This window comes from Pedobacter sp. SG908 (assembly GCF_011759615.1).
In the GTDB taxonomy this organism is placed as follows: Bacteria; Bacteroidota; Bacteroidia; order Sphingobacteriales; family Sphingobacteriaceae; genus Pedobacter; species Pedobacter riviphilus.
Genome location: NZ_JAAOYY010000001.1, coordinates 2,410,780 through 2,426,620 on the forward strand (window position 1 = coordinate 2,410,780; position 15,841 = coordinate 2,426,620).

13 protein-coding genes are annotated in these 15,841 nt (G+C 36.1%); 5 read left to right on the forward strand and 8 right to left on the reverse strand.

Going from position 1 to position 15,841, the window contains the following annotated elements; all coding sequences use genetic code 11:
- Positions 1-2,571, reverse strand: a complete 2,571-nt coding sequence (locus FHT21_RS09880) for a putative LPS assembly protein LptD (protein ID WP_243853947.1) — start codon at positions 2,569-2,571, stop codon at positions 1-3.
- Positions 2,572-2,690: 119 nt separating this feature from the next.
- Between FHT21_RS09880 and FHT21_RS09885 the strand changes: the two genes are divergently transcribed.
- The 3 genes from FHT21_RS09885 (at position 2,691) to FHT21_RS09895 (ending at position 5,509) form a co-directional block, all read left to right on the forward strand.
- Positions 2,691-3,599, forward strand: coding sequence for an N-acetylmuramoyl-L-alanine amidase (locus FHT21_RS09885; protein WP_243853949.1), 909 nt, complete (start codon positions 2,691-2,693; stop codon positions 3,597-3,599).
- Between the two features lie 12 nt (positions 3,600-3,611).
- Positions 3,612-4,388 carry an N-acetylmuramoyl-L-alanine amidase gene (locus FHT21_RS09890; protein ID WP_167294509.1) on the forward strand — a complete coding sequence of 259 codons (777 nt, stop codon included), beginning with the start codon at positions 3,612-3,614 and terminating at the stop codon, positions 4,386-4,388.
- A 167-nt stretch (positions 4,389-4,555) separates the two neighbouring features.
- On the forward strand, positions 4,556-5,509 hold the full coding sequence (locus FHT21_RS09895) for an MlaD family protein (protein WP_167294510.1): 954 nt from the start codon (positions 4,556-4,558) through the stop codon (positions 5,507-5,509).
- Between the two features lie 250 nt (positions 5,510-5,759).
- Here FHT21_RS09895 and FHT21_RS09900 read toward each other — a convergent pair whose 3' ends face one another.
- The 4 genes from FHT21_RS09900 to FHT21_RS09915 all read right to left on the reverse strand — a co-directional run bounded on the left by FHT21_RS09900 (position 5,760) and on the right by FHT21_RS09915 (position 9,165).
- Positions 5,760-6,665, reverse strand: coding sequence for a ribonuclease Z (locus FHT21_RS09900; RefSeq protein WP_167295545.1), 906 nt, complete (start codon positions 6,663-6,665; stop codon positions 5,760-5,762).
- A gap of 70 nt (positions 6,666-6,735) precedes the next feature.
- Positions 6,736-7,113, reverse strand: coding sequence for an STAS domain-containing protein (locus FHT21_RS09905; RefSeq protein WP_167294511.1), 378 nt, complete (start codon positions 7,111-7,113; stop codon positions 6,736-6,738).
- A 43-nt stretch (positions 7,114-7,156) separates the two neighbouring features.
- A complete protein-coding gene (locus tag FHT21_RS09910) occupies positions 7,157-8,101 on the reverse strand; it encodes a phosphoribosylaminoimidazolesuccinocarboxamide synthase (protein ID WP_167294512.1) in 945 nt (314 codons plus the stop codon).
- A gap of 104 nt (positions 8,102-8,205) precedes the next feature.
- Positions 8,206-9,165 carry a PhoH family protein gene (locus FHT21_RS09915; RefSeq protein WP_167294513.1) on the reverse strand — a complete coding sequence of 320 codons (960 nt, stop codon included), beginning with the start codon at positions 9,163-9,165 and terminating at the stop codon, positions 8,206-8,208.
- A 103-nt stretch (positions 9,166-9,268) separates the two neighbouring features.
- On the opposite strand from FHT21_RS09915, the gene FHT21_RS09920 reads away from it, so the two are divergent.
- Both FHT21_RS09920 and FHT21_RS09925 read left to right on the forward strand, forming a co-directional pair.
- Positions 9,269-10,048 carry an SAM-dependent chlorinase/fluorinase gene (locus tag FHT21_RS09920; protein ID WP_167295546.1) on the forward strand — a complete coding sequence of 260 codons (780 nt, stop codon included), beginning with the start codon at positions 9,269-9,271 and terminating at the stop codon, positions 10,046-10,048.
- 222 nt (positions 10,049-10,270) lie between these two features.
- Positions 10,271-10,789: a hypothetical protein gene (locus tag FHT21_RS09925; RefSeq protein WP_167294514.1), complete on the forward strand. Its 519-nt coding sequence runs from the start codon at positions 10,271-10,273 to the stop codon at positions 10,787-10,789.
- Between the two features lie 290 nt (positions 10,790-11,079).
- Here FHT21_RS09925 and FHT21_RS09930 read toward each other — a convergent pair whose 3' ends face one another.
- The 3 genes from FHT21_RS09930 to FHT21_RS09940 form a co-directional block, all read right to left on the reverse strand.
- The gene (locus FHT21_RS09930) at positions 11,080-12,030 is read right to left on the reverse strand and encodes a D-2-hydroxyacid dehydrogenase (RefSeq protein WP_190328740.1); all 951 of its coding nucleotides are present in this window, start codon (positions 12,028-12,030) and stop codon (positions 11,080-11,082) included.
- Positions 12,031-12,098: 68 nt separating this feature from the next.
- Positions 12,099-13,172: a 3-phosphoserine/phosphohydroxythreonine transaminase gene (gene serC / locus FHT21_RS09935; RefSeq protein WP_167294515.1), complete on the reverse strand. Its 1,074-nt coding sequence runs from the start codon at positions 13,170-13,172 to the stop codon at positions 12,099-12,101.
- Between the two features lie 217 nt (positions 13,173-13,389).
- Positions 13,390-15,816 (reverse strand): TonB-dependent receptor, encoded by a 2,427-nt coding sequence (locus tag FHT21_RS09940; RefSeq protein ID WP_167294516.1) that lies wholly within the window; start codon positions 15,814-15,816, stop codon positions 13,390-13,392.
- Positions 15,817-15,841: the final 25 nt, after the last annotated feature.

Below are 15,841 nucleotides of genomic sequence, written 5' to 3' on the forward strand. Positions count from 1 at the left end.
TTATCGGTATGTGCTGTAAAAACCTTGTCTCTTGCTCAATTTTAAATCCTGCAATATCGATGCCTTAACTTTTATCGTAACAGAATAACTTTTGTATGCACCATACGGAACCCAGTTTACACTCATATCCCAGCAATGTAAATCGCGATAAATAGCTAAATTCATTGGAGTTAAGCCATTGTTCTTAAAATCGTAACCTGAGTTAAAAGTAACTTTCCACTTTGGTGTTAAGTTAACATCGCCATTAAAGTTTAGTGTATTCGAAATTGTACTGTTGTTTCCATCATTCGAAAATTGAAAACTGTAAGAGAACGAAAAATTCCATGGAATGTTAAAATCAACAAATGCATTCGGATCACGACTTATAGCCGCCAATTGTTCAGACTGTATATCAGTCAATCCTTTTTTGTTGGCCGCCTCTCCTAATTTATCGTTAGCCTCGTTCTTACGCTTTAATGCTTCCGGATTTAAACTATAATCGAATGAGAAACCAAAATTGGTTAAGCGTGGCAGGAATTTATTCTTCTGGAAAAATAAGCGGTCTTCTCTTATTTTAATGGTTTGACCATTAACCGTTGTGTCTTTTAAAGCGTATGGATCTAAGGTTCCATTATAGTTGATTCCCAGTTTATCGGTAAACTGCGATCGGCCACTAAAACCAATGGTAGATAATTTATAAGATGGGGCCAAGAAATTATATGAACCGCTAAAACTCAAACCCTGAATTATCGGGATCTTTTTTGAACCTGTTCCGGTTGTATCGTTTTTGTTCCTCACCTTTAATTCTACCGTATTATCTAATCCGAAACCAATGGATGCATTGGGGCCACCAAAAGAGCCTGGCTGTGCCATACCATCAAAAATGGAATATTTTAAAGGTTGCCCATTAGCATAAATTTGATTACCATGCTGATCTATTGCTGGTCTAAAAGGCCCTGCCCCTGCTTTGGTAAAATCCGGAGAATAAGAAAAGGAAACATTTGGCGTCATTACATGTCTTAACGCCTGAATTTTACCAGCTGGATTAAAATCTCTTCTTCCATAAATTTTAGTCGACATACTGGTTGACAAGCTATAACTACCTGCCCTTTTAAAACCGCTAATAGTGTCTTCTCTAAAGGAATAGGTGTTGTCTGCGAATTGTGTATATCTTCTGTTTACACTTTGAAAATTCCATACCTCGTTATAAGTACCACCCAAGCTAAAGTTAAGATATTTTAAAGCTGTGAAAGACATATTAACGGGTATACTGTGTGAAAAACCACTTCTTAAGCGTTTCAAACCATCATTTTGAAAAAGCAAACTATCGAAAGTATCAATTCGATTGGTTCCTTGTAAACTGTAACCTACTGTAATTTTTTGATACCATTTTTGCTCTCCCACAGCATTTTTGGGGCTAAATGGGTTAAATGTAGGCACGTTGAATGTCATTTCGGGTAATCTAAGCGATATGGCTCTTGTGCTTAAAGTCTGATCACTTGATGCAGCCAAAGAGAAATTCATACCGTTAGAATAAGCCTTAGCATAACTAATACTGCTACTTGTTGAGTTAGTGGCAATGGTGTTAATATCATAAGTAGTACCCGCTGCAGTATTTTTATAGTATCCTTTTCTTCCTGTTGATACCAATCTTACACTGGCACTGAATGTAGTACCTGGATTGGCATTGGCATTTTGGCTATGGCTCCAGTTAATGCTAAAGTTTTTGGTCGGGTTTTTAAAAGCTTCAGTACCCTCTAAACCATCTTTAAAACTAGAGTAGGCTAAGTTAATATTACCGTTATATTTATATCTTTTGGTATAATTACTCAGTACACTTGCTTCATAAGAGCCATTGGTATAAATAGAACCTAATAGTTTAGCATCCCAATAATCGTTTAATCCGAGATAATAACCACCATTTTGCAAGAAAAAACCCCTCGTTGCATCTTCACCTGGTGTAGGCAAAATTACGCCCGATGTTCGTTTATTTGGTTTAGGAAAAAATGCAAATGGTAATCCTAAGAAAGTAGGGATATCTTCAATAATCATGTAAACTGGCCCGGTAATAATCTGTTTCTCCGTTACCACCCCTTTAGAAATCATTAACCCAAAATGCGGATGTGGAAGATTACAGGTACTGTACATTACATTTTTAATGTGCAGCTCATCATCTATTTGCTTTTTACTCTGGCCGCCTGAAAAGAAACCTCCTTCTTGCTCAGAAAAAACGCCATATACTTTGGCCCGGGTTGTTTCTGAATTGTAAAAAATAGAATCTGCTATGGCAGTACCTTCGGCACCAGATTTAAAGATTGGTTTCCCTGTATATCTACCGGTTTTCGGGTCTTTAACACCGCGGGCAAAAATAGAATTTTGCTTTTTGTCGTATTTAATATAAGCCGCATCTAGCTCAAAATCACCATATACAACCCTAGCATTTCCGTATAAATAAACAATGCTTTTATCGGCACTCATTTTTACCGAATCCTCTGCTTTGTATTCTACTTTCTGGTCGATACTACTGTTATTTTTACCCGTCTTTTTAATTGTATCCTTTTTGGTTGTGTCTTGCTTGATGATTTGTTGCAATGAAAAACGAGAAAATGCGTTAGCTTTACCAACAACAAGTGTTAATAAAATGACAGATATTAGTAAAATAGAGCTCTTAAGAAGTTTCAAATTCGTATTTGAATGTTATTTTTGCACAAATGTTTAATCAAAAACGTTCAAAATTAGTGAAAAATATACCATTGATGTATCTTAAATCCATTTTAACAGTTATTATTTATTTAGTATTATCAAACACTATTGATAATCAAGCATTTGCACAAGAATATAAAATTAAAACAATTGTAATCGATGCTGGCCATGGTGGTAAAGATGGTGCAACCCACGGTGTATATTCTAAGGAAAAAGATGTAGCACTTAAAACGGCTTTAAACCTTGGCCGGGCGCTTCAAGATAGTCTGAAAGATATCAAAGTTATTTATACTCGGGAGTCGGATGTATTTATTCCATTATACGAGCGTATTAATATTGCAAATAATGCAAAGGCCGATTTATTTATTTCCATTCACTTAAACGATATGCCAGTTCGGGTATCAAGAGTAGTAGATTATTACAAAAAAGTAAGAGGCAGAAAAGTACCTGTTTACAGAACGGTTACATCTAAAAGTACTTCAACACGAGGAACAGAAACCTTTGTATCGGGAACAGGTCGTTTAGGTGAACAAGATGAGGTGATTAAAAGAGAGAATGCATCTATGTTCTTGGAAGAGAACTATCAGAAAAACTATGAAGGATTTATCGCGAATACGCCTGAGAGCGACATTATGTTATCGTTAATGAAACAAACCAACAGAGATAGGAGTTTAAAGTTTGCTTCAATGCTTCAACAAGAATATGTTAACGCTGGCCGTATTAACAGAGGTGTGCAAGAAAAAAGCCTTGCGGTACTGGCTCGTGCTGCTATGCCTGCCGTGTTAACTGAAATAGGTTTTGTGAGTAATCCAGAAGAAGAAGACTACATGAACTCTCCTGAAGGACAAAATGAGATTGTTAATGGAATTATTAAAGCAATTAAAAATTATAAACGCATAGCTGAAACATCATTTTAACATCCCTTATGTATGAAGGTTAAACTTCTGATCACAATACTTTTATTTTCATTGCTAGTTGCCGAAAAAGCACCTGCGCAAGGTTATAAGATCAAAACTATTGTTATAGATCCTGGTCACGGTGGCAGAAAACCCGGTGCCTCTGGTCTTTTTTCGAAAGAAAAAGACGTTTCGTTAAAAATTGCATTAAAGTTAGGCGCATTGTTAAAAGAGGAAATGCCCAATATTAAAATAATTTTTACCCGTAAAACGGATATTGATGTTGATTTATACAGGAGGGCAGAAATAGCGAACGAAGCCAATGCAGATCTTTTCATATCGGTACACTGCAATTCGATGCCGCCTGGTAATAAACACATTAAAGGGGTAGAGACATTAGTTGCAGGCTCACATCGGTTAAAAGAACAAGACGCTGCCATTCGTGAAAATGCCGATATTAAATTGGAAAAAAATTACAAAAGCAAGTACGATGGGTATGATCCAAGCGATCCAAGTAGTTTTATCCTTTTATCACTTTTAAAAAATACCTTTAGAGACAAAAGCATTAAATTTGCCAAATTAATACAGAACAGCTATATCAGCAGAGATGAGCGATTAAGCCGTGGTGTTAAAGAACAGGGTGTTTTGGTACTGCAGCGCTGCGGTATGCCCGCCGTTTTAACAGAAGTGGGCTTTATCTCGAATGCAGAGGAAGAAAAATATATTAATTCGCAAAATGGACAGAATGAGATCGCCAATTCTATTTTGGAAGCAATAAAAACATACAAAAAAAATATTGAGGTTAAATAAGTGGCATTATAAATGATAGTTATTTTAACTTTGAAAAAAATATAAAACAGATACCAAACAAATAGTGCAAACTTTGTGTATTTAAAGTTTAGCACAAAAAGTTAATTACGCTCAAACAAGTGAGGAAAGGATGCTTTAGCGCTTGTAGCCATTAAATAAAAACACTCATGAAGATTAAGAACGAAACCAAAGTAGGTATTTTAGCTGCATTTGCCATTGCTTTATTAATAATTGGATATAATTTTTTAAAAGGGAATTCCATTTTCTCTAATGAAACCACATTATATGCAAAATATACCAGGGTTGATGGTTTAACAGTATCGAAACCTATCCTAATTAATGGTTATCAGATTGGCAGGGTGGCCAAATTGGAGTTACAGACAGACGGCAGCATTATTGCGACCTTAAGCGTAAACAGCAAGTATGAAATTCCTGTAAACAGTATTGCCCGCTTAGAAGGCACTGATCTCTTGGGTAGCAAAGCCATTGTAATGTCGTTAGGTAACTCTAAAAAAATGGCTGAAGATGGTTACACCTTAAATGCTAATGTAGAAAAAGGCTTAATGGAACAGGTGCAGCCGGTTCAAAAGAAAGCTGAATTAATTATCGGTAAAATGGATTCTATTTTGAGTAGTGTGAATTCTATCCTGAATCCGAACTTTCAGAAAAACGTTGATAAGAGCTTTAACAGTATAGCCGGCACATTGGCCTCATTAGAAACAACCTCTAAAAAAGTTGATGGTTTAGTAGGTTCAGAAAGTGCTCGTATTGCAGCAATCTTCAAAAATGTTGAAGGCATTACTGCTAACTTAAATAACAACAATCAAAAAATTAGCGATATTTTAACCAATATCAATACGGTTACCGATAAGTTTGCTGCTGCCAACTTTAAACAGACTTTAGATAACGCAAACAACGCCATTGCTAATTTACAAAGCGTAATTTCGGGAATTAAAGATGGAAAAGGAAGTTTAGGATTATTATTAAACGACGATAAAATGTATCAGAATTTAAATAATGCTTCAAAAAACCTGGATGCGTTAATGATCGATTTAAAAGCTAATCCTAAACGTTATGTACACTTCTCTGTATTCGGCGGTGGCAATAAAAAAGACAAGTAATTTAATTTTTATAAATCTGAAAGCCTTGCAGTTTTAAATTGCAGGGCTTTTCTTTTATAATTCTATATGCTTTTTTTTATCGCAGAACTACGCAGCACCGAAAATTGATTAATTTAATTCCTTTGTCATCCTGAATTAAACTAGAAAAATCGAATAATCCGATAAGCGCAGGGCGATGAGTCGCACACACTATCTCCGTGTAAAGCTATGCCTTCCTCTGTGAGCTTGTGATTAAAAATATACCTTAAAATTACAGCAGGAAAGTTCTTCCTTCTACAGCCAATTCTGTATGCTCAAAAACAGATTGAGCTTCTTCCAAAAGCATTTGTAAGGTTTTATAACGTGAAGAAAAATGGCCAATGAGTAATTTCTTTGCTCCGGTAATTTTCGCTATCTCTCCTGCCTGTAAAGCAGTTGTGTGATGTGTTTCTTTAGCTCTATCCAATAAATCGTGCATAAAGGTAGATTCATGATATAAGGTATCACAATCTTTTATGGTAGCAAAGTAACTTTCATCGAACAAGGTATCAGAACAATAGGCATAAGAGCGTGGTGCATCTGCGGCTATGGTATAATCTTCACTGCGCAAAATCTCGCCATTGGGCAGCTCTACATCAATCCCTTTTTTTAGGGCTGTATAATAAGCCATAGGTACTTCATCAGCTTTTTCTTTTATCAGTTTGCGCTGACGTTTCTTTTGCTGGAAGATAAAGCCTGTAGTGGGAATACGGTGATTTAAAATAATTGTCTTAACTGTTAAATCACTGTTCTCGAATATCTGTGTAGACTGATCAGCTTCGATTGGAAAAAACTCAATTGGGTACCTCAACACAGTATCAGAATATTTGAACTGAATCTCTAAAATTTCTAATAAAGGTTTAGGGCCGAATATCTGTATGGGTTTTAACCTACCGTTTAAATGCAAACTGGATAGCAATCCGATTAAACCGAAGTAATGATCGCCATGTAAATGGCTGATAAAAATATAATCGATACGGGCTGCTTTAAGGTTGAACTTGGCTAATTGCTGTTGTGTACCCTCACCACAATCGATCAGGTAATATTTCTCATTACAATTTAAAAGCTGTGCCGAAGGATTCCTGTTAAATACAGGAGTTGCAGAACTGCTTCCTAAAATTGTAACTTCAAATTTCATCATGATAAAATATAAAAAGCCTCGTAGATTTTTAGAAACTACGAGGCTGGAATGTTATTTAAATATTTTGTTATTTAGCGCCTCTAAACTCTTTTTCCAACTCATCCATAAAGATAAAATCAGTAGCTTCTTCTATGGTATTAACAAACGTAACAGATTGAAATATGTTTGATAATTCGATAATGGATGCCAACTCATCATTAATTCCGGTTACAATAAATAACCCTCCTGCCGATTTGCAAAGCCTGTCGCCAACCAATAAGCAGCTTAAATCCTGCGCATCACTGCACTCAGTAACATGACTTAAATCAACAATTATATTTTGAAATCCCTCTGCATTGAGCAAATAAAACTCTGATTTCAAACCTGGAGCATTATCGTTTGTAAACTTATGTTCTTCTAACTTTAAGGTTACATATTTATCGTGTTTATCTACTGAAAATTTCATCTCTCTAATCTTTATTTTACTAATGTATAAATTTCTTTCGAATTTAAAGTGTTTCTAATGCCTTTAAAACATTAGTTTCAATGCGGCTAGAAATTGCATCAGCATCAGCTTTTATAAAGGCCTCTCCTACTATTTTTTCGTAAAGCTCGATGTAACGTTCTGAAATCGAATTTACAATTTCAGGTGTCATTTCTGGAACAACCTGTCCGTCTTTTCCCTGAAAACCATTTTCAATTAACCATTTCCTTACAAACTCTTTTGATAGTTGTTTTTGTGGCTCACCTGCATTTTGGCGTTCCTGATATCCATCAGCATAAAAATAACGTGAAGAATCTGGGGTATGAATTTCGTCGATTAAATAGATTACGCCATCGGCTGAGCCAAATTCGTATTTCGTATCCACCAGGATCAATCCGCTTTTTGCTGCAATCTCAGTTCCACGTTGGTATAGCGCGTAAGTGTATTCTTCTAATTTTTCATAATCGTTTATAGAAACAATACCTTTTGCTAAAATATCTTCTTTTGAAATGTCTTCATCATGCCCTACAGAGGCTTTGGTGGTTGGGGTAATAATAGGTTGAGGTAGTTTATCGTTTTCTTTCAGCCCATCAGGCAAAGAAACTCCGCAAACAGAACGCTTACCGCTGCTATACTCGCGCCAGGCATGGCCGGCTAAATAACCTCTGATAACCATTTCTACTTTAAATGGCTCACAGATACGGCCAATGGTAACCATTGGATCTGGAACGTCTAAAACCCAGTTAGGAACGATATCTTGAGTAGCTGCCAAAAATTTAGCCGCAATTTGGTTCAACACCTGTCCCTTAAAAGGAATAGCTTCAGGCAATACCACATCAAAAGCAGAAATACGGTCAGATACCACCATTACCATAAACTGGTTGGCTATAGTGTATACATCGCGGACTTTACCCTTGTAAAAATTACTTTGATTCGGGAAATTGAAATGAGTTTCTTTTAGTGCTTTCATGAGGGCATAAAAATAGGAAAAAAGTTGGGAAGTCAGAAAGTCTTTAGTCCATAGTCCATAGTCCATTTAGACTCAAGACTATAGACTACCGACTCAGGACTCAACTATTGAATATCGCCGTAAGCTTTCAAGATATCTTTCACCAATTTATGTCTTACAACGTCTTCACCGCTTAAGTAAATAATATCGATTCCTTTAATATCTTCTAAAATCCTTAATCCGTTAAATAATCCCGACATCTGTTTTTTAGGCAAATCAATCTGTGTAACATCTCCAGTAACGATAAATTTAGCCGTTGGCCCCATGCGGGTTAAAAACATCTTTAACTGCATATCTGTGGCATTTTGGGCTTCATCTAAAATCACGAAACAATTATCTAAGGTACGTCCGCGCATAAATGCCAAAGGTGCAATTTCTATTGTACGGTTTTCGATGTAGAATTTCAATTTCTCAGCAGGGATCATATCGTCCAATGCATCGTATAGCGGGCGTAAATATGGATCGATTTTTTCCTTTAAATCGCCTGGTAAGAAACCGAGGTTCTCCCCTGCTTCAACTGCCGGTCGGGTTAAAATAATCCGTTTAATTTCTTTGTTCTTTAATGCTCTAACTGCTAGCGCTACAGCGGTATAAGTTTTTCCGGTCCCGGCTGGACCAATGGCAAATAGAATGTCGTTTTTAGCAATACTGCTCACCATTTTGCGCTGATTGGCAGTTCTTGCCTTTACCAATAAACCGTTAGTCCCAAAAACAATTACCTCTCCACCGCCTCCGGTAGGTTGTTCCACATCTTTTTTTGCAACGCCAGTCGCCTTTGCTCCCAGTATAGATTCGACATCGTTATTGGTAAGTGAGCTATATTTTTCGAGGTGTGCAATAAGCTGGTTAAACTTATCCTCAAAAGTCTTAAGTTCCTGTTCATCACCGAGAACCTTAATGTCACTACCTCTCGCTACCAGTTTCAACTTCGCGAAAGCACCTTTAATCATTTCGTAATTCTCGTTATTCGGCCCCCAAAAGTGAGCAGGATTTACGGTATCCAGAGTTAATTTTAATTCGTTCAAACTGTAGTATTTTAAAAAGTTATCGGGGTATATTAATTAAAATTTGAATATTTGCAGACGCTTAGGCCTGTACACAAGAATAAGCAATAATAATGAATTTTTAATGGGGATAATTACTTTAACAACAGATTTAGGTTCAAAAGATTTTTACCAGAGTGCCCTTAAAGGTAGTCTATTGAGTCTTATGCCTAATGTTAATTTAGTTGATATTACCCACGAGGTTCCATCATTCAATATTTCGTACGCGGCCTTTGTTCTAAAAAACGCTTATCCTTACTTTCCAAAGAATACCGTGCATTTAATTGGTATCGATTCTGTTTATAGCGAAAACACCAAATACATTGCTATAAAGCATCGTGATCACTTTTTTGTTGGGGCTGATAACGGTATTTTCTCCCTTCTTTTTGATGATATCCCTGAAGATGTGGTAGAGCTGAATATTATGCAGGATTTAAAATACTTACACTTCCCCCTGGTTGATATTTTTGTTAAAGCAGCAACGCACCTGGCTAAAGGTGGCAAACTGAAAGATATTGGTTTACCCGTATCAGAAATTGAGCAGAAGATGCTTTTACACCCTGTAATCGAACGGGATGTGATTCGTGGAAGTGTGGTATATATTGATACTTTTTGCAATGTAATTACCAATATAACCAAAGACCTTTTTACCAAAATACAGAAAAACAGGGATTTTACTTTACACTTTAGAAAAAGTGAAACCATTACCCAACTGAGCTGGCACTATAACGAAGTGCAGGAAGGTGAAAAACTTTGCCTGTTCGGCATTAGTAACCATCTGGAAATTGCCATTAATAAAGGCAAAGCAAGTGGTTTATTAGGTTTGCACTTAGGTGATATTGTGCGGGTAGAGTTTCATCCTTAGAAAGGTAAAAGACTAAAGCGAAAAGATTTAAGGAGGAAAAACCATCATTTCCGCAGCATTCCAAAGGAACCCTTTCGGAGGAGAAATCTATTGCCGAGAACTTATTTTTAGATAGATCTCTCCGTTCCGCTTCGATTCGGCTGAAATGACGAATATTTTTGACACTTTGCATTACCCATGAACCAGTAAAACAACTTCCATCCTTTTCACGTTTATATCATCATGAAGAACTATTTTTACCTGCTCCCGATTATTTTGTTGGCCTTTCAAACTTATGCGCAGCAAGATAGCGCCGCCTATGCTGCGCAACGTGTTAAGATAAATTCATTGCTTGCAGAAAGAAGCACCAAATTTGGCCAGTATGATGAAAGTTTAAATCAGCGAACTGGGATATTTGGCTGGCAAACCAAACGTGACATTAAAAATTCCAATGAAATTCTTCGTCAGGTGGTTTTAACGGATAATAACATTTTCAAAGAACTGAAAGTATTAATGGATTATAAAGATTTGCAGAACCAGCAGAAAGTAGCCGTGGCAAACAATTCGCAACAACGTATTGAGGCTTATATGGGTACCATTAAAAAACTTCAGGACCAAAATGCGCAGCTTAAAGAAGATTTAGATAAAGAGAATAAAGGAAGTTTATCAACCTACATCATCATATTTCTGATTTTAATAATGGGGGGTGGATTTTATTTCTTTAATAAAAAACTACAGCAATATGAGAAAAGGCGTGTTTAAAATCCTAGCAAAGATAAACAAGGCCATTTTGCCTAGTTTGTACAAAAAAGATCCAAATAAGCTCACTACTTTTCAGAAGGCGATATTGGCTTACCGTTATTGGGTGTTAACAAATGCGTTAGATTAAAATGTAAAGACCAATCAATCGATTGGTCTTTACACTAAATTCGTCGTGCTTAATTTATTTCACAGATAGAAATAGTGCTTTCAATTGCCTTGTTGCTACTTCGCGGTCGGCATCTATCTAGAGTGGAAGCCCCTGAAACAAGTTCAGGGGTGACGACCTTATTTTATTTCTTAAAATGCTCGATAATCAGCGTTGCCAATTCTGTACCAATACGTTCTTGTGCTTCGTTGGTTGAAGCTCCAATATGTGGTGTTAGGGAGATTTTAGGATGTGTTAAAATTTCTGCCAATGGTGTTGGTTCGTTATCGAAAACGTCTAAGCCGGCGAAAGAAACTTTGCCAGAATTTAAAGCTTCAATTAAAGCTGGTTCATCAATTGTACCACCGCGAGAACAGTTTACAATACCTACCCCGTTTTTCATCTTAGCAAACTCTTCTGCACCTAAAATCGGTTTGTCGGCAAATGGAGTGTGTAAACTAAAGAAATCACTTCCTGTAATTACTTCGTCTAATGTAACCGTTTTAATTGGAATACTTACAGATTTTCCACCTTGGAATTCTAAAGTAATTTCAGATTCTGATGGATATAAATCGTAAGCCAAAACATTCATCCCCAAGCCTAAAGCTACTTTAGCGGTAGCACGACCAATGCGACCAAAACCAATAATACCAATGGTTTTACCACTTAATTCAGTTCCTTTAGCATACGCTTTTTTAAGGTTATTGAACTGGGTTGAACCTTCTACAGGCATTTTACGGTTAGCATCCTGTAAAAATCTGATACCTGTAAATAGGTGAGAAAATACCAATTCAGCAACTGATAATGAAGAGGCAGCTGGAGTATTTACAACTGCAATCCCTTGGCTACGTGCATACTCCACGTCGATATTATCCATACCTACGCCACCCCTACCAATTAATTTGATATTTGGAACGGCATCAATTAATTCTTTTCTAACTTTTGTTGCACTACGAACAGTAATGGCATCATAGTTTTTTAAGGCTTCGGCTAACTGATCTTGCGGAATGGTTTCTGTATCAACCTGGAAACCCGCTTTTTCTAATAATTCTTTTCCGATCGGGTCAATCCCATCGTTTGCTAATATTTTAATCATTGTATGTATGATTGCACAGATTTACTTGATTAAACAATCGCAGTATTCATCTGTGGTTAAAATTTAAATTAATTTACTTTTGCTTGTTGTTCTTCAAATGATTGCATTGCATCTATTAACGCATGAACACTTGTAATTGGCAGGGCATTATACATTGAAGCACGGAAACCGCCTACACTTCTATGACCTTTAATACCCACAATACCTTGTTCTTCTGCATACTTTAGAAATGGTTTTTCCAATTCTGCATTTTCCATTACGAAACAAACATTCATTCTAGAGCGGTCTTCAATTGCACAGGTTCCTTTAAACAACGAATTACGGTCTATTTCTCTGTAAAGTGCTTCAGCTTTTTGTTTATTTTCTTTTTCAATTTCAGCAACTCCACCTTTCGATTTTAACCAGCGAAGATTTAACAAAGCAACGTATATAGAGAAAACCGGAGGGGTATTGTACATCGAATCATTATCAATATGCGATTGATAGTTCAACATTGATGGAATTTTGCGGTCAATTTTGCCTAAAACTTCATTCTTAACAATAGCGATGGTTAAACCAGCAGGGCCAACATTTTTTTGCGCTCCGGCATAAATTAAATCAAATTTTGAAACATCGATTACGCGGCTCATAATATCAGAAGACATATCGCAAACAACTGGTACGTTTGTTTTAGGTACTTCGAAAAGCTCCGTTCCATAAATAGTATTGTTTGAAGTATAATGAAAATAAGCACTATCGGCTGGGATTTCAAAATCCTTTGGAATAAAAGTATAGTTTGCATCTTTTGAAGAAGCAACCACATTTACATTACCTATAAATTTAGCTTCTTTTAAAGCTTTGGTTGCCCATACGCCAGAATCTAAATAACTCGCTGTTTGTCCATCGCCCAATAAGTTCATCGGAACCATTGCAAACTGTAAACTTGCACCACCTTGTAAAAATAAAACGGAATAACCCGACGGCACATTTAATAATTCTTTTACCAATTTATCAGCTTCAGCAACAACTGCCTCAAATTCGGTTGTTCTGTGCGAAATTTCTAAAATTGATAATCCATCGTTAAAATCTAAAACAGCCTGAGCTGCTTGTTTAAACACTTCTTGAGGTAAAATACAAGGGCCTGCGCCAAAATTATGCTTCATCTTATTATATAATGTTTTATGGGCGTAAATGTAAAATTTTTAAAGCAGTTATGCCCATAAAATCGTTACTTAAAAAATTAAATTTTGTTAAAAATCTCGACAAAATTGAGCGTTTTGTTGCAGTTTTTGCAAAAGAATTCATTAATCAGAAAGACAAAAAGATAAAGACTGTTTTGCCAAACCTATCAGATTTTAAAAACCTGATAGGTTTAGTAGTTTAAGGCTTATTTTTCAACTTCACAATCAACTTCAGGTTAAACTGCCTGCCTGTTAAATAATTTGGAATGGCATACTGAACATTATCTACATCTTTTAGCCATAAATATGAAACCGTGTTGTCAATATTCAGCATATTAAAAACCTCAAAAAACAGAATAACCGAACTGAAATTCCTGTCCAGAAACTTAGGTTTACGTAGTGCGGCATCATCAAGAAAATCTTTAGAGAAACCAATATCTACACGTTTGTACGATGGAATAAAAAATTTATCCAAATACCTTGGTGTTTGTGATGGACCAATTGGCAAACGCGAACCATAAAGAGCATTAAGGTGTACTTTATAGGTAGGACTATTCAACAGCCTATCCTGAAAAAATATGGAAAAATTTAAGCGCTGATCTGTTGGCCGTTTTAAATAACCAGGATAAACTGTAGTTCCATTTTGAACATAACTATCATCAATAATATCTTCATTAGCATGCATTACCGACATTCTGAAATAAGAAACCAGATCTTTAACAAACTCGCCACCAATACTAAAATCAGCACCGTAAGCGTAACCACGCGATACTTCATTCGCCAGGTATTTAATCCTCAGATTATCAATTTTATAAGGAATTAATCGATCCGAATATTTAAAGTAAGCTTCCGAAGTAAATTTCAGTCTTGTTCCGAAGGCATCAAATGCATATTCATAGCCTAAGGAAGTATTGTAAGAACTTTGTGCTTTCTGATTGATATTTAACACACCCGAAAAATCGCGAATGGTTCTGTAGGAAGGAGGTTGTTTATAAACACCCGCAGAAAATCTTAAAATTTTATTGTTCGAATTGGGCCGGTAAGCAATTAAAATCCTTGGACTGATTAACAATTGCCTGCTTAGCGAACTGTAAGTAGCACGTGCCCCCAACTGCAACTCAGCGGAACCGGAAAGCGAGTAACTATCCTGGATGTAAGCACTATAATTTTTAATATCAAGGTTATTCTTAACGTTAATTACATTCTGTAAAGTGATATTTTTCGACTTGTTTGGCAAAATATATCCTGCCGAATCGGTATAGTTGTATTCATTCAACTGATCATTGTACTTAGACTGGTCGAATTTCAGTCCCCATGAAAAAACATGACTGTTAAAATTCTGATCGACCTTTATTTCTGAAGCAAAAACCTGGGTATTTAAACTATTCCGCCCATAATTATAGTAACTGCCAATGCCTCTGTTTTTATTGATTACACCAAAATTTTCACCCGAAAAAGCATTATCCACTTCAGCGAAAATATAACTTCCATTGATATCGAAACGTTCTCTTTCAATGGTATTGAAGTAGCTGTTGATCAACTTGATAACCAGATTAGGTTTAGGAGAGTAGGTAGCTGTAACGGCGCTTCCTAATGTTCGGTAATCATCTATCTCCTGACCGGTATAATCAACGTTAAGCCTTAAGGTAGTACTTAAAGTTCCAAATTGGGTTTCTCTGTTGGTTGGTACCAATTTAAACTGGCCAAGATTAAAACTACCGAGGAAACTCACATTGAATTTAGGTGAAAAATCATATTGGTAGAGCAATTGTGCATCAGCAAAATTCGGGCTGTAACTTCCTTTTTCGTCCTGCTTAATTAGTACATTCGAATTGTTTTTATACCGCAACCCGGTTAACAGAAAACTGTTTTTGAATATCTTTTTTGTACTTAATGACGTGTTTAAAAGACTGGTACTAAAAATAGTTTGATTACTATCCGGCTTATCATACCTGATATCTAAAATCGAAGAAAGTTTGTCACCATATTTTGCTTCAAAGCCACCTGCAGAGAATTTTGCTTTACTCACTAGATCTGAATTGATAAAGCTTAGCCCCTCCTGTTGTCCGTTGCGGATTAATACTGGCCGGTTAATTTCTACATCGTTTATATAAATCAGATTTTCATCAAAGTTACCTCCCCGAACACTATACTGGGCACTTAATTCATTATTTGTAGATACACCAGGAAGGGTTTTAAGCATGCTTTCAAAATTGCCAGAAACCAATGGCATTGATGAAACATCGGCAATATTAATAGTTGTGGTGTTACTTAGTTGATTCTGTTTATTGGTAATGTTAACCTGCTCTAATTCATTGATATTGGCTATTAAATTTACCTGTTTAATAATTCGAGCTCCCGAGCGTTCATTAAACTTTATAGTTTGAGGTTGATAGCCCAAAAGCAAATATTTAATACTAAATGTTTTCGATTTTGAATAAATGGTATATACGCCAAATTCATCAGTAACTGTTGATTGCGCTTGTCCGAGAACCGTAACGGTAACCTGAGATAATGGCAACTTTTCATCGCTATAAACTATTCCTGAAACCCTAACTAAAGGCTGAGCGATAGCAAAACCGCAGCCAGCAATTAAAAGGAAAAGGATTAACCGAAATTTGAGCATTTTTTAGTATCAAGACAAATGTATC

Excerpts from the sequence above, each read along its gene's own strand:
- FHT21_RS09885 (WP_243853949.1), top strand. The coding sequence starts at position 2,691 with ATGTTTAATCAAAAACGTTCAAAATTAGTGAAAAATATACCATTGATG.
- FHT21_RS09890 (WP_167294509.1), top strand. The coding sequence starts at position 3,612 with ATGAAGGTTAAACTTCTGATCACAATACTTTTATTTTCATTGCTAGTT.
- FHT21_RS09895 (WP_167294510.1), top strand. The coding sequence starts at position 4,556 with ATGAAGATTAAGAACGAAACCAAAGTAGGTATTTTAGCTGCATTTGCC.
- FHT21_RS09900 (WP_167295545.1), bottom strand. The coding sequence starts at position 6,665 with ATGAAATTTGAAGTTACAATTTTAGGAAGCAGTTCTGCAACTCCTGTA.
- FHT21_RS09905 (WP_167294511.1), bottom strand. The coding sequence starts at position 7,113 with ATGAAATTTTCAGTAGATAAACACGATAAATATGTAACCTTAAAGTTA.
- FHT21_RS09910 (WP_167294512.1), bottom strand. The coding sequence starts at position 8,101 with ATGAAAGCACTAAAAGAAACTCATTTCAATTTCCCGAATCAAAGTAAT.
- FHT21_RS09920 (WP_167295546.1), top strand. The coding sequence starts at position 9,269 with ATGGGGATAATTACTTTAACAACAGATTTAGGTTCAAAAGATTTTTAC.
- FHT21_RS09925 (WP_167294514.1), top strand. The coding sequence starts at position 10,271 with ATGAAGAACTATTTTTACCTGCTCCCGATTATTTTGTTGGCCTTTCAA.
- FHT21_RS09930 (WP_190328740.1), bottom strand. The coding sequence starts at position 12,030 with ATGATTAAAATATTAGCAAACGATGGGATTGACCCGATCGGAAAAGAA.
- serC (WP_167294515.1), bottom strand. The coding sequence starts at position 13,172 with ATGAAGCATAATTTTGGCGCAGGCCCTTGTATTTTACCTCAAGAAGTG.
- FHT21_RS09940 (WP_167294516.1), bottom strand. The coding sequence starts at position 15,816 with ATGCTCAAATTTCGGTTAATCCTTTTCCTTTTAATTGCTGGCTGCGGT.